The 24,514-nt window shown below is 74.9% G+C and carries 19 protein-coding genes and 1 pseudogene; 14 read left to right on the top strand and 6 right to left on the bottom strand.

What is annotated here, in order from left to right:
* Positions 1-99: 99 nt before the first annotated feature.
* Together eccB and eccD are read right to left on the bottom strand one after the other, a co-directional pair.
* Positions 100-1,545 (bottom strand): type VII secretion protein EccB, encoded by a 1,446-nt coding sequence (gene eccB / locus ACFWIS_RS08585; protein WP_380454163.1) that lies wholly within the window; start codon positions 1,543-1,545, stop codon positions 100-102.
* Positions 1,546-1,621: 76 nt separating this feature from the next.
* A complete protein-coding gene (eccD, locus tag ACFWIS_RS08580) occupies positions 1,622-3,013 on the bottom strand; it encodes a type VII secretion integral membrane protein EccD (RefSeq protein WP_380454165.1) in 1,392 nt (463 codons plus the stop codon).
* A gap of 252 nt (positions 3,014-3,265) precedes the next feature.
* On the opposite strand from eccD, the gene eccCa reads away from it, so the two are divergent.
* The 7 genes from eccCa to ACFWIS_RS08545 all read left to right on the top strand — a co-directional run bounded on the left by eccCa (position 3,266) and on the right by ACFWIS_RS08545 (position 15,345).
* Positions 3,266-7,258, top strand: a complete 3,993-nt coding sequence (gene eccCa / locus ACFWIS_RS08575; RefSeq protein ID WP_380454191.1) for a type VII secretion protein EccCa — start codon at positions 3,266-3,268, stop codon at positions 7,256-7,258.
* Complete coding sequence (locus ACFWIS_RS08570) at positions 7,255-10,056, top strand: hypothetical protein (protein WP_380454167.1); 2,802 nt, start codon at positions 7,255-7,257, stop codon at positions 10,054-10,056. Before eccCa ends, ACFWIS_RS08570 begins: the two co-directional genes overlap by 4 nt.
* A 233-nt stretch (positions 10,057-10,289) precedes the next feature.
* The gene (locus ACFWIS_RS08565) at positions 10,290-10,655 is read left to right on the top strand and encodes a hypothetical protein (RefSeq protein WP_380454169.1); all 366 of its coding nucleotides are present in this window, start codon (positions 10,290-10,292) and stop codon (positions 10,653-10,655) included.
* A 347-nt stretch (positions 10,656-11,002) separates the two neighbouring features.
* Positions 11,003-12,100, top strand: coding sequence for a sugar ABC transporter substrate-binding protein (locus tag ACFWIS_RS08560; RefSeq protein ID WP_380454171.1), 1,098 nt, complete (start codon positions 11,003-11,005; stop codon positions 12,098-12,100).
* 34 nt (positions 12,101-12,134) lie between these two features.
* Positions 12,135-12,920, top strand: a complete 786-nt coding sequence (locus ACFWIS_RS08555) for an ATP-binding cassette domain-containing protein (protein ID WP_380454173.1) — start codon at positions 12,135-12,137, stop codon at positions 12,918-12,920.
* Complete coding sequence (locus ACFWIS_RS08550) at positions 12,917-14,149, top strand: sugar ABC transporter permease (protein ID WP_380454175.1); 1,233 nt, start codon at positions 12,917-12,919, stop codon at positions 14,147-14,149. Before ACFWIS_RS08555 ends, ACFWIS_RS08550 begins: the two co-directional genes overlap by 4 nt.
* Before the next feature lie 125 nt (positions 14,150-14,274).
* Positions 14,275-15,345 (top strand): LysR family transcriptional regulator, encoded by a 1,071-nt coding sequence (locus ACFWIS_RS08545; protein ID WP_380454177.1) that lies wholly within the window; start codon positions 14,275-14,277, stop codon positions 15,343-15,345.
* Here the strand turns inward: ACFWIS_RS08545 and ACFWIS_RS08540 are convergent.
* Positions 15,335-16,792 (bottom strand): CoA transferase, encoded by a 1,458-nt coding sequence (locus ACFWIS_RS08540; protein WP_380454179.1) that lies wholly within the window; start codon positions 16,790-16,792, stop codon positions 15,335-15,337. The genes ACFWIS_RS08545 and ACFWIS_RS08540 overlap by 11 nt on opposite strands.
* Positions 16,793-17,091: 299 nt before the next feature.
* On the opposite strand from ACFWIS_RS08540, the gene ACFWIS_RS08535 reads away from it, so the two are divergent.
* The 3 genes from ACFWIS_RS08535 (at position 17,092) to ACFWIS_RS08525 (ending at position 20,618) form a co-directional block, all read left to right on the top strand.
* Positions 17,092-18,306, top strand: coding sequence for a CaiB/BaiF CoA transferase family protein (locus ACFWIS_RS08535; protein WP_380454181.1), 1,215 nt, complete (start codon positions 17,092-17,094; stop codon positions 18,304-18,306).
* A gap of 75 nt (positions 18,307-18,381) precedes the next feature.
* Positions 18,382-19,554, top strand: coding sequence for an acyl-CoA dehydrogenase family protein (locus ACFWIS_RS08530; protein WP_380454183.1), 1,173 nt, complete (start codon positions 18,382-18,384; stop codon positions 19,552-19,554).
* Positions 19,551-20,618, top strand: a complete 1,068-nt coding sequence (locus ACFWIS_RS08525) for an acyl-CoA dehydrogenase family protein (protein ID WP_380454185.1) — start codon at positions 19,551-19,553, stop codon at positions 20,616-20,618. Before ACFWIS_RS08530 ends, ACFWIS_RS08525 begins: the two co-directional genes overlap by 4 nt.
* An 81-nt stretch (positions 20,619-20,699) precedes the next feature.
* Here ACFWIS_RS08525 and ACFWIS_RS08520 read toward each other — a convergent pair whose 3' ends face one another.
* Positions 20,700-21,257 carry a hypothetical protein gene (locus ACFWIS_RS08520; RefSeq protein ID WP_380462420.1) on the bottom strand — a complete coding sequence of 186 codons (558 nt, stop codon included), beginning with the start codon at positions 21,255-21,257 and terminating at the stop codon, positions 20,700-20,702.
* A 13-nt stretch (positions 21,258-21,270) separates the two neighbouring features.
* Entirely contained in the window at positions 21,271-21,705 is a 435-nt protein-coding gene (locus ACFWIS_RS08515) for an ATP-binding protein (RefSeq protein ID WP_380462419.1), read from the bottom strand.
* A 161-nt stretch (positions 21,706-21,866) separates the two neighbouring features.
* On the opposite strand from ACFWIS_RS08515, the gene ACFWIS_RS08510 reads away from it, so the two are divergent.
* The 4 genes and pseudogenes from ACFWIS_RS08510 to ACFWIS_RS08495 all read left to right on the top strand — a co-directional run bounded on the left by ACFWIS_RS08510 (position 21,867) and on the right by ACFWIS_RS08495 (position 23,300).
* Positions 21,867-22,814, top strand: a complete 948-nt coding sequence (locus tag ACFWIS_RS08510; RefSeq protein WP_380462418.1) for a helix-turn-helix domain-containing protein — start codon at positions 21,867-21,869, stop codon at positions 22,812-22,814.
* Complete coding sequence (locus ACFWIS_RS08505; protein ID WP_380462417.1) at positions 22,777-22,911, top strand: DUF397 domain-containing protein; 135 nt, start codon at positions 22,777-22,779, stop codon at positions 22,909-22,911. The genes ACFWIS_RS08510 and ACFWIS_RS08505 overlap by 38 nt, the downstream gene beginning before the upstream one ends.
* An 8-nt stretch (positions 22,912-22,919) precedes the next feature.
* A pseudogene (locus tag ACFWIS_RS08500) lies at positions 22,920-23,069 on the top strand (NUDIX hydrolase); the annotation flags it as partial.
* A 96-nt stretch (positions 23,070-23,165) separates the two neighbouring features.
* Positions 23,166-23,300: a DUF397 domain-containing protein gene (locus ACFWIS_RS08495; protein WP_380462416.1), complete on the top strand. Its 135-nt coding sequence runs from the start codon at positions 23,166-23,168 to the stop codon at positions 23,298-23,300.
* A 194-nt stretch (positions 23,301-23,494) separates the two neighbouring features.
* Here ACFWIS_RS08495 and ACFWIS_RS08490 read toward each other — a convergent pair whose 3' ends face one another.
* On the bottom strand, positions 23,495-24,394 hold the full coding sequence (locus ACFWIS_RS08490) for a neutral zinc metallopeptidase (protein ID WP_380462415.1): 900 nt from the start codon (positions 24,392-24,394) through the stop codon (positions 23,495-23,497).
* Between the last annotated feature and the right edge of the window lie 120 nt (positions 24,395-24,514).

The following is a 24,514-nucleotide window of genomic DNA, read 5'->3' as shown; positions in this document are numbered from 1 at the left end:
GGGGCTCCTGTCCATCGGGCCCGGGGCGTTCGCCGCACCGGGTTCATTTCAGGTCAACGGTCCTGCGGGAAGTACGGGTTCAACCCGGGAAGTACGGGTTCAGCGCGGGCACGGCGGTCCCGGCGGCGTGCTGGCGGGGGTGGCGCCGGTGAGGGCGGCCGGGTCGAGGCTGGGGCCGGTGGGCAGCAGGGCCAGCAGCGCGGCGGGCACGCCCGCGGGGGCGACGGCGCCGTAGCCGAGCTGTTTGGCGACGGCGGGTGAGGCGAGCGGGTACTTCGCCCCGTTGTCGGTGACCAGGTAGAGGGTGGCGCCGGTGCCGGCGGTGGACAGGGCGCGCACCAGGGCGCCGCCGCCGGGGCGTACCGCGATGGTGTCGGCGGGGGTGCAGGCGGCCTCGATGCCGGGCTGGGCGGTGGGGGCGGGGCCCTGGACGGCGGTGTCGTCGACGAGGGCGAGGGTGGTGGTGGGCCCGGGGCTGCCGGGGCGCAGTTCGGCGCAGACGTCGCGGCCCTGGGAGGCGGTGAGGAGTTCGGGCACGGTGGTGGGCAGCGCGGTGGTGGCCGGGGCGGTGGCGGGGGGCGCGCTGTGGGCGGCGAGGTCGGCGGCGCCGATCGCGGCGGGGGTGGCGGCGGCGCCCTGGTAGGCGCTCTGCTGGGTTCGGGAGTCGGCCAGCAGCAGGTGCAGGGTCATCGGGTCGAGCGGGGTGAGTCCGGCGGGGGTGAGCAGGTAGGGGTCGCCGCCGGGGCCGGTGAAGAGCTGTCCGATGCGGGTGGGGCGGGTGGCGAGGTCGGGGCCGGGGGTGCCGCGCTGGTCGATGTCGGGGGCGGCGAGGTCGGGGCCGGCGGGCAGGGCGTCGAGGAAGGCCTGGGTGACGGGCCGGGCGGTGACGGCGGCCTGGCCGAGGGCCTGGCGGGCGCCGGTGCGGGTGTCCAGGCGCAGGCGGCGGCCGTGCCACAGGAGGTGTTCGGTGCCGTCGGGGGCGGCGACCAGGAGGGCCTGGTCGTCGGTGAGGGCGGTGCCGTGGGTGGTGGGGTCGATGGCGAGGGCGAGTCGGGGTTGGCGGGTGCCGGCGGGGCCGGGGGCGGTGGTGGCGCAGGCGAGCCAGGGGGCGGTGGCGAGGCGGTCGGCGTCGGGCAGGCCGTCGGGGGCGCCGAGGATGCCCAGGGGGGTGCCGCGGGGGGTGTCGGCCAGGGAACGGACGCTGACCTGGTCGACGGTGAGCTGGTCGCCGGCGAGCAGGCGGGCGGTGGTCTCGTTGAGCAGGGGGTGGAGGGCGCCGTCGAGGTAGAGGTAGCGGGCGCCGTTCTCCTTGACCAGGACGAGGGTGCCGGGTTTCTTCCAGCCGGTGGCGCCGCCGGGGACCACGACGCCGTAGACGGCGGCGATCAGGCAGGCGAGGGCGGCGATGACCAGGCCGGTGGCGATGCCGCGGGAGGTGCGCCCGGTGGGGGCGTCGGGGGCGTCGGGCTCGCCGCGGAGCATGCCGGTGGCGAGGCGGCCCATCACGAACAGGTGGGCCTGCACCTGGTCGCGCTTCGACTGCATGGTGGTGGTTCTCCTCGGTGGCGGGGCTCGGGGTGTGCGGCGGGTACCGGCGTGCGGCGGGTGGGGCGGGTGCGGGTCAGCCCGCGAGGGCGCGCAGCGCGTGGAGGGTGCCGGCCGCGGCGAGGGCGAGCGGCAGGACGCTGACGGCGGCGAGGGTGTGCAGCAGGTCGGCGGCGCGGCCCCAGTAGGGCAGCAGGCGGCGGCCGGGGACGGTCCAGGAGGCGGCGGCCAGCAGGGCGGCGGTGGAGAGCAGGGCGGCGAGCAGCCCGATGCGGGCGGCGGGGTCCAGGTCGAGGGCGAGGTGGGCGGTGAGCAGGGCGGGGCCCAGGGCGCCGGGGAGGAGGACGGCCAGGCGCTGGGGGGTGGAGCCGATGCCGCGGGCGTGCAGCAGGAGCAGCAGGGACAGGACGCAGGTCAGGGCGGTGGGGGCCCAGCCGTCCTGGGCGGTGAGGGTGGTCAGGCACAGGGCGAGGACGGGGGCGAGGGCGAGGTGGAAGGCCGTCAGGAAGCCGTCGGCGACGGTGCTGCGGGTGCGGACGGTGGTGGCGGGGACGGCTTCGATGCCTTCCTGGAGTTCCTCGGCGTTGCGGGGCAGGGCGGGCAGGCGCAGGCCGGACAGGCGGAAGCACAGGCCGGGCAGGAAGGCGGCGGTGGCGACGGGGGCGACGGCCAGGGCGGCGGCGGTGGCGGGCGGGGTGAGTCCGGCGAGCAGCAGGGCGCCGGCGGCGGTGGTGTGCAGGGCGAGCAGGAGCAGGCCGAGGAAGAGCGGGGCGGAGCAGCCGACGGCGGCCAGGGCCAGGACGGCGGCTCCGGCGCCGGCGCAGCCGCCGGCGAGCAGGCGGGCCCCGGTGGCGGAGGGGCCGGTGGCGGTGGTGAGGAGGGCGCCGGCCAGGGCGAGGTAGGGCACGGCGGTGGCGCCCAGGGCGGTGCCGGCGCCGGCGTCGCCGACGGCGCGGGAGGCGCTGAGGGCGCCCAGGAGCAGGAACAGTGCGGTGACGGCGGCGGCGCCGGCGCGCAGGTGGGGCGGGCCGGGCAGGAGCAGGACGGCGAGGCCGCCGGCGAGGGTGGTGACGGCCAGGGCGAGGGTGGTGTGGTGGGTGAAGGCGGGGCGCCAGGTGTCGGGGCGTTCGCGCATGCCGGTGGCGAGGCCGTCGGGGAGGTCGTCGTAGTGGACTTCGGGCAGGGGGTCGCGGCGGGGGCGCAGGTGGAGGTCCTCGCCGTCGCGCAGGCCCAGGGCGTCGGCGCCGAGCTCCTCGTCGAGGGGGGCCTGGCCGAGGCGTTGGAGGATCCAGCCGTCGTGTTCGGCGCCCTGTTCGTCGAGGTCGTCGCCGGCGTGGTCGAGGACGGCGGGCAACAGGTCGGCGAGGGGTATGTCGGCGGGGATGACGAGTTCGAACACCGCGTCGGGTGCGTGGAACCTCAGTCGGCACAGTCCGGTGGCTGCGGTCCCGTTGGCGCTCCCGTTCAAGGTTCTCCTCGTGTCCGTGCGGTGGTGGCCGCGCCGCCTGCGGGGGCGGTTCCCCTCTTGGGGCACGGGCGGCGGCGGGTTCGTGGTTCAACCTGCGGCGGGAACGGTTGAACCCGGTGCCCGCCGCGGCCCGTCGTCCTGAAGGACGGCGCCCCGGACGGCGGGGCTCTTCGCGGCCGTCCCCTGGTGCGAGGAGCGCTTTCGTTGAGTGTGGTGCTGGTCGACCGTCCGCCGCGGCGCCCCGGGCCGGCGATGCCCGACGGCGAGATCCAGTTGCAGGAGCCGCCGGTCCTGCCGGAGTCGCAGAGCGGCATGTCGAGCATGATCTCGATGGCGCCGATGGCGTTGAGCTCGCTGTCGATGGTGTTCGTGTTCCTGCGCCCCGGTGACGGCGGCGGGATCATGACGTACGTGGCGATGGGCATGATGGGCCTGTCCGCGGTGGGCATGCTGGTGACCTCGCTGATCCGCGGCTCCAGCGACCGCAAGCGGGAGTTGCGGGCCGAGCGGCGGGACTACCTGCGCTACCTGGCGCAGATGCGCCGTCAGGTGCGCGGGCACATCGTGCGCCAGCAGGAGGCGCTGGCCTGGCGGCATCCGGCGCCGGGGGCGCTGGCCTCGCTGGTGCGCACCTCGCGGCTGTGGGAGCGGCGCAGTGCGCACCCGGACTTCGGCGACGTGCGGGTGGGGGTGGGGCACCAGCGCCTGGCGGTGCGGTTGGCGCCGCTGGCGACCAAGCCGGTGGAGGACCTGGAGCCGTTGTGCGCGCACGCGTTGCGCCGTTTCATCCACGCCTACGGCACGGTCGCGGACCAGCCGATCGCGGTGTACGTGCGCGGGTACGCCCAGGTGCTGGTGCGCGAGGGCGACGGGGACGGCGGGGGCGACGGGGAGGCGGCGCGGGCGCTGGCGCGGGCGATGCTGGCGCAGCTGGCGCTGTTCCAGGCGCCGGACGAGCTGCGGATCGCGGTGGTGTGCGACGCGGAGAGGCGGGGGCTGTGGGAGTGGGCGAAGTGGCTGCCGCACGCGCTGCACCCGGTGGACACCGACGCGCTGGGGCCGGTGCGGCTGGTGGCGGGGTCGGTGGCGGAGCTGGAGCAGGTGCTGGGGGCGGAGTTCGCGGGGCGCGGGCCGTGGGAGCCGGACGCGCAGCCGGGCCGGGACGAGCCGTTCACGGTGGTCGTGCTGGACGGTGTGCCGGTGGGTGCGGGCAGCCGGGCGGCGCTGGCGGGGTGGCGCAACGCGGTGCTGCTGGACCTGGGCGGGGCGCTGGAGTGGAAGCCGCTGCGCCACCGGCTGAGGCTGCGGATCGAGGAGGGCCGGCTGGCGATGGTCGGCGCGGACCGCAATCACCGGGACGAGGTGACGGAGCTGGGGCGGGCGGACGCGCTGTCGCTGCCGGCGGCGCGGCGGCTGGCCGGGCTGCTGGCGCCGTACCGGATCGGGGACCAGTCGGAGGCCGGGGAGCCGCTGGCCGGGGACTTCGACCTGGTGTCGCTGCTGGGCATCCGTGATCTGCACCGGCACGACGTGGCGGACGGCTGGGCCGGGCGCGGCGCCGGCGACCGGCTGCGGGTGCCGCTGGGGATCGCGGGGGACGGCACGCCGGTGGAGCTGGACATCAAGGAGTCGGCGCAGGGCGGCATGGGGCCGCACGGGATGCTGATCGGGGCGACCGGCTCGGGCAAGTCGGAGCTGCTGCGGACGCTGGTGATGGCGTTGGCGCTGACCCACTCCTCCGAGGTGCTGAACTTCGTGCTGGTGGACTTCAAGGGCGGGGCGACGTTCCTGGGCCTGGACCGGCTTCCGCACACCTCGGCGGTGATCACCAACCTGGCCGACGAGGCGGCGCTGGTGGACCGGATGCGCGACGCGCTGCACGGGGAGCTGGTGCGCCGTCAGGAGCTGCTGCGTTCGGCGGGCAACTACAGCTCGCTGCTGGACTACGAGGCGGCCCGGGCCGGCGGGGCGGTGCTGGAGCCGCTGCCGACGCTGTTCGTGGTGGTCGACGAGTTCTCCGAACTGCTGGCCGCGCACCGGGACTTCATGGACCTGTTCATCATGATCGGCCGGTTGGGGCGGTCGCTGGGGGTGCACCTGCTGCTGGCCTCGCAGCGCCTGGACGAGGGGCGGATGCACGCCCTGGAGTCGCACCTGTCGTACCGGATCGGGCTGCGGACGTTCTCGGCGATGGAGAGCCGGGGCGTGCTGGGGGTCCCGGACGCGTACCACCTGCCGTCGCAGCCGGGCAACGGGTTCCTGCGCAGCGACATCGCGACGCTGACCCGGTTCAAGGCGGCGTACGTCTCCGGGGCCTACCGGGCGCCGCGTCCGGCGGCGGTGCGCCGGCAGGCGGCGGCGGGGCAGGTCGCGGTGTACGGCACCGGGTACGTGGCGCCGCGTCAGCCCGTCGCGGTGGCGGCGGAGCCGGAGGCCGAGGAGGTGGCGGAGAGCCGCAGCCTGCTGGCCATCGCGGCCGAGCGGCTCGTCGACGCCGGGCCGCCCGCCCACCAGGTGTGGCTGCCGCCGCTGGGCGTGCCGCCGACCCTGGACCAGCTGCTGCCGCCGCTGGCGCCGGTGGCCGGGTACGGGCTGACCACCGAGGACGATCCCGCCCGGGGCACCCTGCGGGTGCCGGTGGGCGTGGTGGACCGTCCGTTCCAGCAGATGCGCGACCTGCTGAGCGCCGACCTGTCGGGGGCGGGCGGTCACGTGGGTGTCGCGGGCGGGCCGCAGAGCGGCAAGTCCACCCTGCTGCGGACCCTGGTGGCGTCCCTGGCGCTCACCCACACCCCGCGCGAGGTGCAGTTCTACTGCCTGGACTTCGGCGGCGGCACGCTCTCCTCGCTGCGCGGGCTGCCGCACGTGGGCGGGGTGACCGGGCGGCACGACCCGGAGCGGGTGGTGCGCACGGTCGCGGAGGTCAACGCCATCCTGGCCCGGCGCGAGCAGAGCTTCGCCGAGCTGGGCATCGACTCGGTGGCGGCGTTCCGGCGGGCGCTGGCCGAGGGGGCGCTGCCCGGGGAGAGCCACGGTGACGTGTTCCTGGTCGTCGACGGCTGGAACACCGTGCGCCAGGAGTTCGCGGACCTGGCGCCGGCGCTGACCCTGATCGCCCAGCGCGGTCTCAACTACGGCATCCACCTGGTCGTGGGCACCACCCGCTGGGGCGAGGTCACCGGCGCGCTGCGCGACCTGCTGGGCACCCGCTTCGAGCTGCGGCTGGGCGACCCGGTGGACTCCGCGATCGGGATGCGGATCGCGGCGACGGTGCCCAAGATCCCCGGCCGCGGCCTGACCGGTGAGGAGCTGCACTTCCTGACCGCGCTGCCCCGGCTGGACGGCAACGGCGGCACCGAGGACCTGGGCGAGGGCGTCGCGGACCTGGTCGACGCCGTCGCCGAGCACTGGCAGGGCCCGCGCGCCCCCGAGGTGCGGATGCTGCCGCTGCACCTGCCCGCGGCGGCGCTGCCCGCCCCCGAGGGCCGGCTGCGGGTGCCGCTGGGCCTGCAGGACGTCTCGATGGCCCCGCTGTGGCACGACTTCGAGGAGACGCCGCACCTGGTGGTGGTCGGTGACAGCGAGGCGGGCAAGACCAACCTGCTGAAGCTGGTCGCGGCGGGCATCACCTCCGCCTACCGGCCCGACCAGGCGCGGATCATGCTGGTGGACTACCGGCGGGTGCTGCAGGGCGCGGTGCCGCAGGAGTACCGGCTCGGGCACGCGGTCGCCGTGGACGTGCTGCGCCAGATCGTCGACGGCGCGGCGCGGGCGATGGCCAACCGGCTGCCCGGACCGGACATCCCGCCGGAGCGGCTGCGGCTGCGCGACTGGTGGGAGGGGCCCGAGCTGTTCATCCTGGTCGACGACTACGAGCTGGTCGCCGGCTCCCCCGGCGGCATGGCCGCCCACCCGTTCGCGCCGCTGCTGGACTACCTGGCGCAGGGCGCCGAACTGGGCCTGCACCTGATCGTGGCGCGCAGCGCCAACGGCGTCGGGCGGGCCTCCTCCGACCAGCTGCTGCGCAAGCTGGAGGAGGTCAACACCCCGGCGGTGCTGCTGTCCTGCCCGCCCAGCGAGGGCTTCCTGTTCGGCAACACCAAGCCGCGGGTGTTCCCCCCGGGGCGGGCCCTGCACGTCACCCGGCGCCGTACGGTGCAGGTGCAGACCGCACTGGTGGACGAGGCGGACGGCAGCGGTGGGGGCGGCAACAGCGCTGAAGGGGAAGGGGGTTCGGGCCGATGAGCACCGTCCAGGAGGCCACCGGGGCACGGCGCTGGCTGACCCGCCGCCGCGCCGACAGCGCCGCCGGGGCCGACACCGCTCCGGTGCCCGCGGCACAACTGCACGAGGTCGGCCCGCACTTCGTCATCGCGCCGGGCTCCCCGCACGGCCCGGACCCGGCGGCGCTGCCCGCCGCGCTCACCGACGCGCTGGCCGCGCTCGCGCCCGTGGTCGGCACCGTCACCGTGCTGGCCGCGGCCGCCGACGCCCAGCCCGTCCTGCTCGGCCGGCTCGACGAACTGGCCCGCACCGCCGCCGAGCGCAACGCCGCCACCCTGGTCCTGGCCGCCACCGGCCTCGCGGCCGCACCGGAGTCCGGGCGCCGGCCCGCCCAGCGGATCGCCGAACTGGCCGCCACCAGCATCGTGGCCCCGGACGGGCAGGTCACCCTGCGCCCGGACGGGACGCTGCTGACCAGCGGGGCCACCGACACCGAACCGTCCTCCTGGTGGCTGTTCACCCCGGACGGGCGCACCCGCCGGCTCGGCGCGGTGTGGCCGCTGCCGGGGACGGGCGCGGGGGCAAAGGCTGGTACGGGGGCGGGGGTGGGAAGGGCGAAGGCGGTGCAGGCGGCTCCCGCGAACGTGCCCGCGACCGCGGGCGTGCCGGTCGTGGCCGCTGCCGCGCCCGAGGTGCCCGCCGGGTCCGCCGTGCCCGCCGGGTCCGCCGTGTCCGCCACGGCGGGCGAGCCGGTCCCGGCGACCCCGACGGTCCCGGCGGGCGAGCCGGTCCCGGCGGCGGCACGCCCCGTACCGACGGTGTCCGAGGAAGCGTCAGAAGCCGGGTCCGGCCGGCCCGTTACCTCGCCGGCGCCCGTTCCGGTGCCCGCTGCCCCACCCGCGCCCGCGCCCCCGCCCGCGCCCGCTGACCCGGCCGATCCCCGGCTGACCGTGCTGCCGCACGGCTTCTGGTTCCACGGCGCGCCCACCGCCCCGGGCGCCACCCCGGCCCCGCTGCTGCGGGCCGCGGCGGCACCCGGCACCCCGGTCCTGGTGGTCGGGCGCCCGGACGCCCCGCTGCCCCCGGCCGACGAGGTCGCCGCCGCCGCGGTCGCCGCCCGGCTGATCCGGCCCGGAACCTCCCCGGCCGACCTGCTGATCGGCGCGCCCTGGGTCACCGTCGCGGAACTCGTCGCCCTGGTCGCCGAGTTGGCGGCCGGGCTGGGCCACGACGTCCGGGCGGCCGTCGGCCTGCCGACGCACACCGCGAACGGCTGGTCCTCGCACGTCCCGGGCACTGACGCAGCCCCGGGCTGGGAACCGTGGCTGACCGAACTGACCGCCTGCCCCGAACTCGGCCGCGTGATCGCCTCCGCCTGGCGCCCCCTGCCCGCCGGCTTCGCGGCCTGCGGCCCCGCGCTGCACCAGGCACCCGTCGCGGGCTGGCGCCTGGAGGCCGTCCCCGCCGGACTGTGGCTGCGCCCCGAGGAGCCGCCGCGCGACCGCGGCCCCCGACTGCTCGACCCCGACCCGGACCGGCCCACCCTCATCGCGGGCTCGGCCGACCGGACGGCGCCCGCCGAGGTGCTCGACATCCTGGACGACCTGCTGGCCGCCCTCACCGACCCGGGCACCCCGGCCCCACGCCTGCTCCTGCCCGGCGCCCCGGCCCTGCGCCGTCCCCCCATGACCGGAACCCCGGCCGCCGCCCCCGAGATCCCCGCCCCGCAGGCCCCGCAGGCCCCGCAGGCCACCCCCGAGGCGCCCGAGGCCCCGGACCCGGAGCAGCCGCCCGCCCCCGCCACCGCACCGACGATCGCGATCGAGAGCAACGGCACCCCCGACGGCCCCGACTCCCCCACCGCGCAGGCCTTTCCGGTCGCGCCCGCGACGGCACCGGCGGCCCCGACCGAGAGCAGCAACGCCCCCGACACCCCGGCCCCGGCCCCGGCCCCGGCCCCCGAACCCGAGCCCGAGCCCGCCCCGGTGCCCGAGCCCACCCCGGTCGAGCCCGCGCCCGAGCACGCCGCACCCGCCGCACCCCGGCTCCTCGTGCCCTCCGCCGTGGCCGCCGCTCCCGGGCGGGTGTCCACGGCCGCCGAGCGGGCCGCGTTCCGGGCCCTGCTGGGCGGGTACTTCCACCGCTACGCCGGCCGCGCCGAGCAGGCCGCGCTGCGGATGCCCGCGCTGCGCGCGCAGGCCCGTGACGATCTGAAGGACGACCTCGCGGCGGTCTACCTGCACCACGCCGACACCGGGATCCCGGTGTCCCGCGCCGAGTTGGTCCAGGCGGCCCGTCAACCCGGCGCCGGTCAGGGGCCGTTGGCCCCGTACCTGGCCTGTCTGGGGTCCGGGCTGCGCCGGCTGCCCAACCACCGGGGCGCGGTGCTGCTGGGCGCCGAGGCGGATGAGGAGGTGCTGCGCCAGTACGCGCGCGGTGTGCTGCTGGTGGAGCCCGCGCCGGTGGTGGGGACGTCCGAGGCGGAGGTGGCGCCGGGGACGGACGTGGAGTTCCTGGTGTGGTCCGCGACCGGGCGCCGCACGTCGGTGATCGCCGAGGGCGGGGATCCCGAGGTGGTCTTCCCGCCCGGCACCCACTTCCTGGTGCTGGACGTGCTGCCCGGCGGCGAGGAGCGCCCGGCCCGGGTGCTGCTGCGCGAGAGCGCCCCGGACGCCGCCCCGGACGAGGCCGGGGACGAGCAGGACCGGGCCCGGCTGCTCGCCTGGCAGGCCCGCCGCGACCAGGTGCCGGCCGAGCGCCTGCGCGCCCCGGCCCGCCCGGAGCGCCTGCGCCTGACCCCTGGAATCGCCACCCGCTGACGCCCCGTCCGGGGTCGCGCGTCCGGCCGGCGGAGCCGTCGGGCCGCCCGCTCCGCCGCCCCGGTCGGGCCGCCGCGCCGTTCGCGGCGCGGCGTGTACCGCATCCCGGCGCCCGGGGCGCGGCGGCGCGCCCCTGTCGGATGTCAGGGACCGCTGCGGCCCGCGCGTTCCTAGGCTGGCGAGCACTGGCCCCGACCCCACGTGGGGGCCTTCCACCAGCGAGGGAGAACCCCATGCGAAGGATCACCCGTGCCCTGGCCGCCGTCGGGATCGCGGCGGCCGCGCTGACCACCGCGGGCATCGGCACGGCCGGTGCCGCCGACGGGTCCTGGGCGGGCTGCCCGTCCGGCGCCGTGTGCGTCTACCCGCAGGACCAGAACCCCGCCTCCTCGCCGAGCGCGGTGTACTGGTCCTACGGCGCCCACAACCTGAGCGGCCAGTACGGCAACCACTGGGTGCTGAACAACCAGACCGGCGGCGCCCACGCCCACCTGTGCAAGAGCTACGGCGGCGGGGACTGCGTGTACGACATCGCGGCCCAGAACGGCGTCTTCTACGACCTGGGACCGATCAACTCCATCACCCTCGACCGCCCCTGACGGGTAGTCGGCACGATCCGGGGCGCCCGCCGCATCGGGGGAACGGCGGGCGCCCCACCCCTCTCCCGCCCCTCACCCGCCCCTCCTCCACCCCCAGCCTCACGGCGCCCGGCCCGGCACGAAGCCCGCCCCGGCACCGCCCCACCCGGGCGGCACCGGGGCTTTACCATAGTGTGCCTAGTTTGGCAAGTGAACACGCCGCCAGGGCGGAAAGCGTTCACGAAGATAACGAATAGCAGCGGAAGGCCCGGAGTCTGGTTTTACTTCTTGACGCCATGTACGCGGCCAGGTTTAACTCCCCCCACCCCCCGCCGCACCGTCGCGGCGTCCCCAGGGAGAGGCAACAGATGAACGCCCTACTGCGTCGCGCCCTCGTATCGACCACCGGCCTCGCACTGGCCCTTTCCATGACCGCCGCCTGCGGAAAGGCCGGCGGCGACAAGAAGGACTCCGCCGCCTCCGGCGACACCACCTCCATAGGCCTGCTGCTGCCCGAGAACGCCTCCTCCGTACGCTACGAGTCCTTCGACCGGCCCTTCATCGAGGCCAAGGTCAAGTCCCTGTGCGCGAGTTGCAAGGTGCTCTACAACAACGCCGAGGGCAGCGCCGCCAAGCAGAAGCAGCAGTTCGACACCCTCCTCACCCAGGGCGTCAAGGTGATCATCCTGGACGCCTACAACGCCAAGTCCACCCAGGACTGGGTGCAGGAGGCCGCCGCCAAGGGCGTCAAGGTCGTCGCCTACGACCGGCTGGCCACCGGCCCGGTCTCCGCCTACGTCTCCTTCGACAACGAGAAGGTCGGCGAGCTCCAGGGCCAGGCCCTGCTGGACGCGCTCGGGCCGCAGGCGCCCGACGCCAACATCGTCATGATCAACGGGGACGAGGCCGACCCCAACGCCGCCCAGTTCAAGACCGGCGCCCACAAGGTCCTCGACGGCAAGATCAAGAAGGTCGTCTACGAGCAGTCCGGGCAGTGGGACCCCACCGTCGCCGGGCAGAAGGTCGCCGCCGCCGTCACCGAACTCGGCAAGAACGGCTTCCAGGGCGTCTACTCCGCCAACGACGGCATGGCCGGCGCCATCATCACCCAGCTCCAGGGCTCCGGCATCAAGGTGCCCGTCGGCGGTCAGGACGCCGGCCTGGACGCCGTCCAGCGCGTCGTCAACGGCGACCAGGCCTACACCATCTACAAGGCCTACAAGCCGCTCGCCGACAACGCCGCCGAACTGGCCGTCGACCTCCTCCAGGGCAAGGACGTCAAGTCCGTGGCCACCACCACCGTGGACAGCGCCACCGACAAGAGCATCCCCGCCAAGCTGCTGGACGCCAAGGTCGTCACCAAGGCGAACATCGCCCAGACCGTGGTCGCCGACGGCCTCTACAAGGTCTCGGACATCTGCACCGCCGACTACGCCGCCGCCTGCACCGCCGCCGGCCTCAAGTAGCCCGTCAAGTCACCCAAGGATCAAGGTGGTTCACGTGACAGGCGCGCCCGTCCTCCAGCTGCGCTCGGTCTCCAAGCGCTTCGGCGCCGTCCAGGCCCTCACCGACGTCGACCTCGCCGTCCACCCGGGCGAGGTCCTCGCCCTCGTCGGCGACAACGGCGCCGGCAAGTCCACTCTCGTCAAGACCATCGCCGGCGTCCACCCCGTCGACGACGGCACCATCACCTGGCACGACAAGCCCGTACGGCTGGCCCGCCCACAGGACGCCACCGCGCTCGGCATCGCCACCGTCTACCAGGACCTCGCCCTGTGCGACAACCTCGACGTCATCGCCAACCTCTTCCTCGGCCGCGAGAAACACCGCCGCACCCTGCTCGACGAAGTCGCCATGGAGCAGCATGCCCGCGAGCTGCTCGACACCCTGGCCATCCGCATCCCGGACGTGCGCGCCCCCGTCGCCGCCCTGTCCGGCGGCCAGCGCCAGGTGGTGGCCATCGCCCGCGCCCTGGTCGGCGAGCCGTCCGTGGTGCTGCTGGACGAGCCCACCGCGGCCCTGGGCGTCGAACAGACCGCCCAGGTCCTGGACCTGGTGGAGCGCCTGCGCGAACGCGGCCTCGGCGTCATCCTGGTCAGCCACAACATGGCCGACGTGCGGGCCGTGGCCGACACCGTCGCGGTGCTGCGCCTGGGCCGCAACAACGGACTGTTCCCCGTCGCCGGCACCACCCAGGAACAGATCGTCGCCGCCATCACCGGCGCCGACGACAACGCCCACGCCCGCCGCCGGGCCCGCCGCGCCGAGGAGGAGGACGCCGCATGAGCACCCCCGCCACCGACCCCCGTCTGCACGTGCCCGCCGCGACCTGGGCCGGGCGCGCCGACGCCGCCCGGCGCCGGCTGGCCTCCGGCGAACTGGGCGCGCTGCCCGTGGTCGTCGGGCTCGTCGTCATCGCGATCGTCTTCCAGTCCGTCACCCACCACTTCCTCCAGGCCGACAACCTCACCAACATCACCCGCTTCATCGCCGGCCCCGGCCTGATCGCGGTGGGCGTCGTCTTCGTCCTCATCCTCGGCGAGATCGACCTCTCGCTCGGCTCGGTGGCCGGCGCCACCTCGGCGATCGCCGCGGTGCTCGCGGTGCGCCAGGGCTGGCCGGAGTGGCTGGCCATCGTGGCGGCCCTGGGCGCGGCCTGCGTGATGGGCGTGCTGCACGGCCTGCTGTTCGCCCGCATCGGGGTGCCCGCCTTCGTCGTCACCCTGGCCGGCATGCTCGCCTGGAGCGGCCTGCAGGAATGGGTCCTGGGCGACGGCGGCACCGTCAACAACCGCCACGACGGCATCATCGCCGGCCTGGACTCCACCTTCCTCGGCGACGGCGACATCGCCTACGCCTGGGGCCTGGCGATCCTCGCCCCCGCCCTCTACCTGCTGGCCCAGCTGAGCACCGCCCGCCGCCGCTCCGCCGCCGGCCTGGCCACCCGGCCGCTCGCCGACACCGCCCTGCGCACCGGCGCCCTGGCCGTGCTGGGCCTGGCCGCCGCGTACGCCCTCAACCAGGACCGCGGGCTGCCGCTGTCCCTGGTCGTGCTGCTCGGCGCCGTCGTCGCCACCGACTTCGTGCTGCGCCGCACCCGCTACGGGCGGCAGGTCTTCGCGGTCGGCGGCAGCGTGGAGGCCGCCCGGCGCGCCGGCGTCAACGTCGCCCGGGTACGGGTGTCGGTGTTCCTGCTCTCCGCGCTACTGGCCGGCCTCGGCGGCCTGTTCTACGCCTCCCAGCAGGGCTCGGCGGACAAGCAACTGGGCGGCGGCAACGTGCTGATGATGGCCATCGCCGCCGCCGTCATCGGCGGCACCAGCCTCTTCGGCGGGCGCGGCAACGCCTGGTCCGCGCTGCTGGGCATCCTGGTCATCCAGTCCATCACCACCGGCCTGGACATGGTGCACGCCGCCCAGGCCATCCAGTACATGATCACCGGCGCGGTGCTGCTGGCCGCCGTCGTCCTGGACTCCGTCACCCGCCGCACCCGGGCCGGCGCCGGGCGCAGGTAGCCGGGGGCCGGCGACGGTCGTGGGCGGTCAGTGATCCACTGGCCGCCCACGGGCACGACCGGGGGCCTCGTCCGGGCCGGACAGGGGCCCTCGTCCGGGCCGGACAGGGTCTAGGGTGGACGATCATGGAATTGACCCCGCGCCTGCTGGAACAGTTCGTGGTGCTCGCCGAGGAGCAGCACTTCGGCCACGCCGCCCGTCGGCTGTCGATGAGTCAGCCGCCGCTCAGCCAGGCGATCCAGCGCCTGGAGCGCGGCCTGGGGGTGCTGCTGCTGGAACGCACCGGCAGGGGCGTGCGGCTGACGGCGGCCGGGGTGGCCTTCGCCGCCGACGCCAGGCGGCTGCTGGAGGCGCAGGAGGCGGCCGTGGCCCGGGCCCGCCGGATATCGCGGGGCGCGGAGGGGACGGTGCGGGTCGGCTACGTGAGCAGTCTGGGGCACTGGCACCTGCCCCAACTGCTGGCGGTGGCCGCCCGGGAGCTGCCGGGCCTGCGGCTGGAGGTCCGGCAGCGGGCGTCGGCCGAACTGGCCGAGCAGGTCCGGCAGGGGGCGATGGACCTGGCCCTGGTGCGGCTGCCGGTCCCGGACCTCGCGGGCCTTCGGGTGCGGGAGGCGGCGCAGGAACACACCGTGCTGGCGGTCCCGTCCGGCCATCCGCTCGCCGGGGCCGGCTCGGTGCCGCTGGTGCGGCTGCGCGAGGAGGAGTTCGTGACCGCCGCGCAGCCGGCCATGCCCCGCATCCGCGCGCTGATCGAGGACGCCTGCCGGGAGGCCGGCTTCGAACTGCGCGTCCGCGCCCAGGCCGAGGACCTGACCGGCATGCTCGGCTACACCGCGGCCGGGGTGTGCGTGTGCTTCGTCCCGGAGCGGCTCGCCACGCTCGGCCACCCGAGGATCCGTTTCGTGGCGATCGAGGGCGGCGAGCGGCTGGTGACGACGGTCGCGGCGCTGAGCCGGCCGGACGCCGACCCGGCCGTCGCGTCCCTGCTGGACCTGCTGGAGCGCCACCGCCCCGAGATCGAGGGCCCAAGGCCGTCGCGCCCCCAGGAGCGGGACGGCACCGACACGGCCGGCACCGACACGGGCTCCGCCGACACGGCCGGCACCGACACGGGCTCCGCCGACACGGCCGGCACCGACACGGCCGGCACCGACACGGGCTCCGCCGACACGGGCGGCGCGGCGCTCACCAGCTGAGCGGGGAGGCCCCCAGCGGTTCCGCGGTGCGGGACAGGCGCGGCGCCAGCGAGGAGTAGCGCACCTGGGTCGGCAGGTAGCACACCTCTCCGAACGGCCCGTGCACGGTGGCCAGTTCGGCCGGGTCCTGGGCGGGGTCGGGGGCGGGCAGTTCGACCACGTCCGCGCGCGGGAGCAGACCGAGGTCCCGCACCCACATGCAGACCTTCGCCAGGTCGACGTGCACCCGCCAGCTGCCGCCCTCCCGGGCCCGGCGGCGCAGGGCCTCCAGGGCGCCGGCGGTGCCCAGCACCGCTGCGAGGTAGTCGTTCAGCAGGTAGGTCGGCGGCAGCCGGGGCGCGTCGAAGGAACCCTCGGCGGCGGCGAAGCCCGTCGCGGCGGAGGCCAGTTGGTCGAAGCCGCCGCGTCCGGCCCACGGTCCCTCGCTGCCCCAGCCGAGGAAGTCCAGCACGACCAGTCCGGGCCGCTGCTCGACCAGTTCCCGCGGGCCGAAGCCCTTGGCGTCCAGGCCCAGGTAGTTGCAGACGTAGAGGTCGGTGCCGGCCAGCACGGAGCGGAAGGCGTCGGCCTGGGCCGGGTCGAGCAGGTCGCAGAACGCGGCCCGCTTGCCGATCCCGGTCTCGACGATCATCCCGACCGGGTCCGGGTGGCCGGGCGTGGACACGTGCAGCACGTCGGCGCCCAGTTCGGCGGTGAGGCGCGCGGCGATCGGGCCGGCGATCACATGGGTGTTGTCCAGCACCCGCACCCCGGCCAGCGGCAGGTCCGCCGCCGACGCCGGGCGCGCCGGGAAAGGCGCCGGCAGCGCCGTGAAGGGCTCCGGGGCGCTCTCGCCGACCTTCTCGATCCGGATCAGCGGCCCGTCCTGAAGCAGCCGCCCCTGCGGGTGGCTCAGCCACTCCTCCCGGGTGCGCACCGCGATCGCGGTGCCGCCCCGGGAGCAGATCGCCTCCTCCAGGTCCAGCGCCTGCCACTGGGCGACGGCGGCGGCGATCCGCGCCCGGTCCGGCGGGCAGTCCAGGACGTCGCAGGCGATGTCCCGCAACTGCGGATAGGAGAACAGAACGTAGACGAACCTGCCGTCGGCGGCCCGGTAGAAGTCGTTGTTGCCGAGCAGGTTGGGGTCCTCCTGCAGCCGCTCGACCGGCACCCCCCGCATCCTGGTGTGGAACACCGCCATCAGCTGGCGCACCGCCGCCGGCACCGAGACGCTCACGTCCTGCGCCGCGCCGCCGCGCTCCCGGAACAGCGCCGCGACCTCGGTGCCGAGCGCGGCCAGCGCTGCCGCCGCGGCGTCGCCGATCCGGTGCACCGAGGGCGTCACCGGGTCGGCCCCCTCGATCACCACGTCGCCGCCGGCGTGTGCCGCCGTGATCCCCAACTCGCGGTACAGGCCCGCCAGGGCCCCGTACGCCGCGCCGGCCGGGTGTTCCCGTCCCTCTGCCATCGTCCGACTCTCCTCCCGGAGACAAGCCGCGTCCTGCGCGGCGGCCGGCCCGTCCGGGCGGCCTCCACCAGCACAGCCGAACCGGCCCGGCAGCGTCCAATACCCGTTTCCCGGAGCACCGATATCCCCGCCCATATGAGCCCAGCCCGCGCCGCGTGAATATCCTGCGCCCTATCGATCCGGTGCCCAACTCGTATTGGACGGAGCCGAATTCCGCCGGGTTTCCTGGATTGCGGAACGAGACGGCGCGGCACCGGCCGCCCGCCCCTCCCCATCCCCCCGACCCCAGGAGGCATCTGATGACCACTCAGCCCATCGGCCCGTCCGGGCGAGGACTCCTCGCCGGGGTGCGCGTCGTCGAACTGGCGAGTGTGATCATGGCCCCGTACGCCGCCCAACAGCTCGGCGACCTGGGCGCCGACGTCATCAAGGTCGAGCCGCCCGCCGGTGACATGACGCGCCACTACCCGCCGCTGCGCCACCCGGGCATGGGCGGCGCGGCGCTCAACCTGAACCGCAACAAGCGCAGCGTCGCCATCGACCTCAAGGCCCCGCACGGCCGTGAGGCACTGCTCGCCCTGCTGTCCACCGCGGACGTCTTCATCACCAACCTGCGCCCGCAGGCCCTGTCCCGGCTCCGCCTGGACTACGCCGCCGTCGCACCCGCCAACCCCGGCCTGGTCTACGCCAACGCCCAGGGCTTCCGCAGCGACAGCGACCACGGCACCCAGGCCGCCTACGACGACATCGTCCAGGCCGCCAGCGGCCTGGTCTGGCTCAACCACCAGGTGTCCGGGCAGCCGCACTACGTCCCCACCGTGCTGGCCGACAAGATCTGCGGCATGCAGATCGCCCAGTCGGTGCTGGCCGCGCTGCACTACCGGGAGCACGGCGGCACCGGTCAGCACATCGAGGTGCCGATGGTCGACACCATGCTGGCCTTCAACCTGGTGGAACACCTGGGCGCGGCCGCCCTGGAGCCCGACGGCGCCTTCGGCTCGCCCCGCTCGCTCAGCCCGCAGCGCCGCGCCCAGCGCACCGCCGACGGCTGGATGTGCATCCTGCCGCAGAGCGACCGCAACTGGCGGGACTTCACCGCCTTCGCCGGCCGCCCCGAACTGGCCGACGACCCGCGCCTGGCCACCGGCCCCGACCGGGCCCGCAACGCCGACGACTTCTACCGGGTGATGGCGCAGCTGACACCGCGCCACACCAGCGCCCGCTGGCAGGAGTTCTGCGACCGCGCGGGCATCGCCGCCGCCCCGGTGCTCGACCTGGAGTCCGCCGCCACCACCGCCTACGCCCGCGAGGGCGGCCTGCTGCGCGAGGCCGACCACCCCACCGAGGGCCGCTACCGGGTGATCGGCCGCCCGGTGCGCTACTCGGCCGACCCCGAACCGCCGCTGCGGCCCTGCCCGGCCATCGGCCAGCACACCGACGAGGTCCTGCGGGAGGCCGGCTTCGACCCGGCCCTGCTGCACTCACCGGACAACGCCCCGGCCCTGCTGCCCTGACCGGACGCCCCGGCCCTGCTGCCCTGACCGGACGATTCCGCCCCAGATTCCCACCAACCGCTTTGGGAGCCACCCATGACCACGGCAACACCGTCCCCGCTCGGATTCCCCGACACCGCCCTGCCCGCATCGGCCCGCCGGCTGCGCACCGAGGTGCGCGCCTTCCTCGACGAGGAGCGCGGGCGCGGCACCGTACTGGGCCGCCCCGACTCCTGGCTGGCCGGCTGGGATCCGGACTTCACCCGCCGCCTGGCCGCCCGCGGCTGGGTCGGCATGGCCCTTCCCGCCGAGTACGGCGGTGCCGGGCGCGGCTTCCTGGAGCGCTACGTGGTGATCGAGGAACTCCTCGCCGCCGGCGCCCCGGTGAGCGCGCACTGGGTCTCCGACCGGCAGGCCGGCCCGTCCGTGCTCCAGCACGGCACCGAGGAGCAGCGCCGCTTCTTCCTGCCCCGGATCGCGGCCGGCGAGTGCTTCTTCTCCATCGGCATGAGCGAGAAGAGCAGCGGCTCCGACCTGGCCTCGGTCCGGACCCGGGCCGAACGCGTCGCCGACGGCTGGCGGCTGAGCGGCACCAAGATGTGGACCGGTGGCGCCCACGCCAACGACTACGCCATCGTGCTGGCCCGCACCGACGACGCCGAGGACCGGCACGAGGGCCTGAGCCAGTTCATCGTCGACCTGCGGGCCCCGGGGGTGCGGATCGAGCCGATCCACCTGATGAGCGGCGAACACCGCTTCAACGCCTTCCACCTGGAGGACGTCCACGTCCCCGACGGCATGCTCCTGGGGCGCCGGGGCGACGGCTGGAAGCAGGTCACCGGCGAACTGGCCTTCGAACGCAGCGGGCCGGAGCGCTACCTGTCCACCTTCCCCCTGCTGGTGTCCCTGCTGCGCGAGCTCTCCCGGCGCACCGCCACCGCCGGGCAGCTGGCCCAGGTCGGCCTGCTGACCGCCCGCCTGCACGGCATCCGCCGGCTCTCCCTCGGCGTGGCCGCCGCGCTGGACGCCGGGGCCTCGCCCGACACCCAGGCCGCCCTGGTCAAGGACCTCGGCACCCGCCTGGAGACCACCCTGGTCGACACCGTGCGCGCCGTCCTGCCGACCCCGGCCGACCCGCACGCCACCCCCGGCAGCCACGCCGAACTGCTCGCCTTCGCCCTGCTGCACAGCCCCGGCTACACCCTGCGCGGCGGCACCAACGAAATCCTTCGCGGCATCATCACTCGTGGACTGGAGCAGCACCGATGAACACCCACACGATCGACACCACCACCCCCGTCGTGACCGCCGACGCGTACGACACCACCGCGTTCTTCGCCGACCCGGACGCCATCGCCGTGGTCACCAACGCCACCGTCCCGGACGCCGTGCCGCTGCCCGGCCCCGGGGCGCCCACCTCCGAACTCCTCGCCGCGGCCCGGGAGGCCGGCCGCCTGGCCGTCCCGGCCCCGTTCGCCGAGACCGCCCTGGTCGCCCGCCCGCTGCTGCGCCGGGCCGGGCTGCCCGTCCCGGACGGCCCGCTCAGCCACGCCGTCGCCCCCGAGCTGACGATCCGCCACGCCCACCCCTCGGCCGGCGCGGTCGGCTCGGCGGGCAGCGCCGGGCAGGACGACGCGCTGCTGGTCACCGGCACCCTGCGCCGGGTGCCATGGGGCAGGGAGGCCGAAGCGGTGGTGGTGGCGGCCCTCGCACCCTTCGGCCCGGTCCTGTTCACCCTCGATCCGGGCCGGGCCGTCCTTGCCCCCGGTGCCAACCTGGCCGGGGAGCCGCGCGACGACCTGCACCTCGCCGGGGTCGAGATCCCCGCCGAGCGGGTGCGCCGGATCCCCCGCGAGCTGCTGGAGGAGGCCGGGCTGCGGGCGGCCCTGGCCCGCGCCGCCCTGATCGCCGGAGCCGCCGGGTGCTGCGTCGAACTGACTGTCGCCCACACCGGCGCCCGCACCCAGTTCGGCCGCCCGCTCAGCCGCTTCCAGGCCGTCAAGCAGGAGCAGGCGAAGCTGATCGAGGAGGCCGCCCTGGTCACCGCCACCGTCCAGGCCGCCGCCGCGCCGCTGGACGCCGGCGGCGCCGCCGCCCGGTTCGCCGTCGCCGCCGCCAAGACCCAGGCCTCCGCCTCGGCCGCCGAGATCGCCCGCATCGCCCACCAGTTGCACGGCGCCATCGGCATCACCACGCTGAGCCCGCTGCACCTGGCCACCAGCCGCCTGTGGTCCTGGCGCGACGAGGACGGCGACGAGACCCACTGGGCCACCCGCCTGGCGGGCACCGTCACCGCCGACACCCTCTGGCCCGCCCTCACCGCCACCCCCTGACCGCCCGCCGGGGCGGCCCCGGCAAGGCCCACGCGCGCGCAGGAAGTCGCCCCCGTCGACTTCCTGCGCGCGCGTGGGCCTTCAGGCGCGGGGCACGCGGGCACGGCACACGGCGAGGGCGTACGTGATGCGGGGGTCGGGGGCGGGCGCGGCGGCGAGGAGTTCGCCCGCCTCGACCAGGGCGGACCAGTACCGGGCCGGGTCGCCGGTGGTGGGCAGGGGACGGGCGGCGGCGAGGGAGAGGTAGGCGGCGGTGAGGTTGCCGGTGGTGAACCAGCGGCCCAGGCCGTGCCGGTGGCCCGCGCGGATGCCGCCGAGGGCGTCGATCGCGGTGAGGAAGTGCTCGATGACGGACAGGTCCGTGGCGGTCGGCGTCTTGGGGACGTCGAACACGCCGAGGGCTTCGAGGAGTTCGCCGGTGTCGGCCTCGGAGCCGGGGCGGGGGTCGGCCAGGAGCGCGTCGAAGCAGTCGTTGAGCCGGATGGTGGCCTCGGCGAGGGGGATGGACAGCGCGAGGCAGACCGCCCGGGCGGCCGGCAGGGGGCGGCCCGAGCCGCGGGCGAGCAGGGCGTAGGCCTGGGCAGGGGTGTGGCCACGGTCGAGGGCGCGCCGGGCGAGGTCGGGCAGGGCAGGCAGCATCGGAGGCGCGCTTTCAGACGGTGGGGAGGGTGAGGGCGGGAGCGGTCAGCGCCCAGACGAACTTGCCGATCCCACCCGCGCGCGGACAGCAACCCCAGCGCTCAGCCAGTTCGTCGACGAGGAACAACCCGCGCCCGCACTCCTCGTCCGGCCGGGAACGGCGGACGCAGGGCCGCCCGGCCCCGGCATCGTGGACCTCGAGACGAAGACGGTCGTCGATGACGGCGAACCGCACCTCGATCAGCCGGTCGTCGGGAGCGCCCGCGTGCTGGACGGCGTTCGCGAAGAGCTCCCCGAGGAGCAGTTCGGCGACATCGCGGTAGCGGTCGCCGGCGGGCAGGGCGGCGAGGTAGGCCCGGAGCAAGTGCCGGGCCAGGGGCGTGGATTCGGGCCGCGAGTCGAGACGGGCGGCGAACATGCGGGGGTGGGGGCGGCGGGAAACGAGCATGGCGAAGTTCCTCGGGGGGCGGATGAGGGAGCGCGAGGGTAGTGCGCAATCACGCTGTGCGTGCGAATGATTGCGTTCTGGTGTCAATGATCGAGGCTGCGAAGGTACGGTGATGGCCGAAACCTGGTGCCAGGGGCACGTGGTGCGTAAGGGGGCCGGCTGTGGCACATCGGCGGATCAAGCGGGAGTTGACGGCCAGTTCGGCGGAGTTGTTCGGCGAGGAGCTGCGGTTCTACCGGGAGCTGGCCGGCTTCACGCAGGAGGGGCTGGGCAAGGAGCTGCACTGCAGCCGGACGAACATCACCCGGTACGAGACCGGTCAGCGCCGCATGCCACCGGAACTGGTGGAGAAGGCTGATGAGCTGCTCGGCACGGGCGGTGCGCTGAAGCGAATCTGGGGAAGGGTTGACTGGAACGCCGGACTTGAACACCCGGATTGGTTCCGGACCCACGTCGACATGGAAGCCGAGGCAGTGGCTGCAAGGATCTTCCAACTGGCGGTGATCCATGGGCTATTGCAGTGCCGTACGTATGCGGAGGCCGTGTTCGCGGTCAGTGATGCAGCCGGAAAGCCAAAGGTGATCGAGGAGCGAACGATCGCTCGGTTGGCGAGGCAGAAACGGTTCCTGGACCCTGATGGCCCGCTTCTGCAGGTGATTCTGGACGAAAGCGCCATTCGGACAGTCTTCGGTGGACCAGGAGTCATGCGACGCCAGATGCAACACCTGCTGGCTGTCGCGCGACTCCCCAACGTGATCATTCAGGTCGCGCCGTTCACGTGTCGACAGGCCATCATCGACAAGTCCATGGTGATGTTGGAGATGCCTGACGGTCGGACCTGTGTCTACTCCGAGAGTCTCGATCGAGGGCACGGCAATGATGATCCGGCGATCGTGGCGGCCCATCGGCGAAGCTATGATCTGGCTCACGGGGCGGCACTACCAGTGGCCGACTCGCTCGCGCTGATCGCTGATGCGCTGAAGGGGTTCAAGGATGACGAGGATCGAGCTCGACGCGACTGTCTGGCGCAAGAGCAGCTACAGCGGCGGCAACGGCGGCGATTGCATCGAGGTGGCCCCCGGATTCCCCGGCCTCGTCCCCGTACGTGACTCCAAGGACCCCCAGGGACCGGCCCTCGTCTTCCCCGCCGAGGCCTGGCAGTCGTTCCTCGGCGCCGTTCGCGGCGGCCAGTTCGGCAGCATCTGAACCGGAGGCTGACCACGGCCCGGCGTGACTACATCGGCGACCCGGACGCGCCCGAGGCGAACTCACTCGTCCCGGCCGCGTCCGTCGTCGTGGTCGACGGCGTGGGCCGCGTCCTGCTCCAACGCCGTACCGACAACGGGATGTGGGCGCTGCCCGGGTCAAGTCCTCCTGCTCCAGCAACGGCGGCGACTGCGTCGAGGTGGCCCTCGCCTGGCGCACGAGCAGCCACAGCAGTCGGCGGACAGTGCGTCGAGGTGTCCACCAGCGTGCCGGACGTCGTTCCCGTCCGTGACTCCAAGGACCCCCGAGGCCCCGCCCTGGCCTTCCCGGCCGAGGCCTGGTCGTCGTTCGTGGCCGCCGTCCGCTCCGGCGAGTTCGGCGATGTCTGAAACCGGGGCGTCGACCGTTCCGCCCTGCCGCCCCGTCCTCCACGGGTCGGCAGGGCGGAACCTGTCTGCCTGCCGCCCGTCGGCCTCCTGGTCGACGGCTTCGTTGGCGCGGTCGATCTCCTGAGCGGAGCGGGGCCCACGGACCGCGGCCGGCGGCCCGGGCGTGCAAGGGGTCGGCCGGACGGCCGGGAGGGCTAGATCTTCCCGGAGAAGGTGTCGCACTGGGCGAGGTCGCCGCTGCGGTAGCCGGTGGTGAACCAGGCCTTGCGCTGGTCGGCGGAGCCGTGCGTCCACGCCTCCGGGTTGATCTTCCCGGTGGCCTGCTTCTGGATCCGGTCGTCGCCGACGGCGGCGGCCGCGTCCAGGCCCTGGGCGATGTCCTGGTCGGTGAGCGCGGCGATCAGCGGACGGCCGGTGGAGGCCTGCGGGGTGGTGGTGGCGTGGTGGGCCCACACCCCGGCGTAGCAGTCGGCCTGCAGCTCCAGGCGCACCGAGGCGCTGGTGGCGCCCTGGCGGTCGCCGCCGACCTTCTGCATGGTGCCCAGCAGGGTCTGGAGGTGGTGGCCGTACTCGTGGGCGACGACGTAGGACTCCGCGAACGGGCCGCCCTTGGCGCCGAACCGGGTCGACAGTTCACTGAAGAAGCCGAGGTCGAAGTAGGCCTTCTGGTCGCCGGGGCAGTAGAACGGGCCCACCGCCGAGGTCGCCGGGCCGCAGGCGGTGGAGACCCGGTCGGTGAACAGCACGGTCTGGGCCGGCTTGTACGCCACCTTGGTGCGGCGCGGCAGTTCGGCGCTCCAGAACTCCTGGAGGCTGTTGGTGACGGCGGTGATCCGGCAGTCCTGGCGCTTGTTGGCGTCCGCGCCCTTCTTGCAGGCCTGCTGCACCTCGCCGTCGGTGCGTACCCCGGAGGAGGACGTGCCGCCACCGCCGCCGGACAGGCCCAGCAGCTGGGGGTCGACGCCCAGGACGACCGCGAACAGCACCGCGAGCAGGCCCACCGCCCCGCCCCCGATGGCGACCTTCCCGCCCGGGATTCCGCGCCGGTCGTCCACCTGTGAGGTGTCGAGGTCGCCCTGGTCGTCGAACTGCATGCCCGTGCCTGCCCGTTTCTTGTCGATCCGTCGATGTGCCGCTGTGTCGCCGTACTGCTGTGCCGCTGTGTCGCTGTGTCGCTGTACAGGTGCGCAGCTTCGTCGCTTTGGTGGCGTTCT

Source organism: Kitasatospora sp. NPDC127060, assembly GCF_042724935.1.
GTDB lineage: Bacteria > Actinomycetota > Actinomycetes > Streptomycetales > Streptomycetaceae > Kitasatospora.
The sequence above is the reverse complement of the archived record's forward strand: the minus strand, read 5'-3'. Positions and strand labels throughout refer to the sequence as shown.

Bases quoted from the DNA above. Each gene is read 5' to 3' on its own strand.
- eccB (WP_380454163.1), bottom strand. From the start codon at position 1,545: ATGCAGTCGAAGCGCGACCAGGTGCAGGCCCACCTGTTCGTGATGGGC.
- eccCa (WP_380454191.1), top strand. From the start codon at position 3,266: ATGCCCGACGGCGAGATCCAGTTGCAGGAGCCGCCGGTCCTGCCGGAG.
- ACFWIS_RS08570 (WP_380454167.1), top strand. From the start codon at position 7,255: ATGAGCACCGTCCAGGAGGCCACCGGGGCACGGCGCTGGCTGACCCGC.
- ACFWIS_RS08565 (WP_380454169.1), top strand. From the start codon at position 10,290: ATGCGAAGGATCACCCGTGCCCTGGCCGCCGTCGGGATCGCGGCGGCC.
- ACFWIS_RS08560 (WP_380454171.1), top strand. From the start codon at position 11,003: ATGAACGCCCTACTGCGTCGCGCCCTCGTATCGACCACCGGCCTCGCA.
- ACFWIS_RS08550 (WP_380454175.1), top strand. From the start codon at position 12,917: ATGAGCACCCCCGCCACCGACCCCCGTCTGCACGTGCCCGCCGCGACC.
- ACFWIS_RS08545 (WP_380454177.1), top strand. From the start codon at position 14,275: ATGGAATTGACCCCGCGCCTGCTGGAACAGTTCGTGGTGCTCGCCGAG.
- ACFWIS_RS08540 (WP_380454179.1), bottom strand. From the start codon at position 16,792: ATGGCAGAGGGACGGGAACACCCGGCCGGCGCGGCGTACGGGGCCCTG.
- ACFWIS_RS08535 (WP_380454181.1), top strand. From the start codon at position 17,092: ATGACCACTCAGCCCATCGGCCCGTCCGGGCGAGGACTCCTCGCCGGG.
- ACFWIS_RS08530 (WP_380454183.1), top strand. From the start codon at position 18,382: ATGACCACGGCAACACCGTCCCCGCTCGGATTCCCCGACACCGCCCTG.
- ACFWIS_RS08525 (WP_380454185.1), top strand. From the start codon at position 19,551: ATGAACACCCACACGATCGACACCACCACCCCCGTCGTGACCGCCGAC.
- ACFWIS_RS08520 (WP_380462420.1), bottom strand. From the start codon at position 21,257: ATGCTGCCTGCCCTGCCCGACCTCGCCCGGCGCGCCCTCGACCGTGGC.
- ACFWIS_RS08515 (WP_380462419.1), bottom strand. From the start codon at position 21,705: ATGCTCGTTTCCCGCCGCCCCCACCCCCGCATGTTCGCCGCCCGTCTC.
- ACFWIS_RS08490 (WP_380462415.1), bottom strand. From the start codon at position 24,394: ATGCAGTTCGACGACCAGGGCGACCTCGACACCTCACAGGTGGACGAC.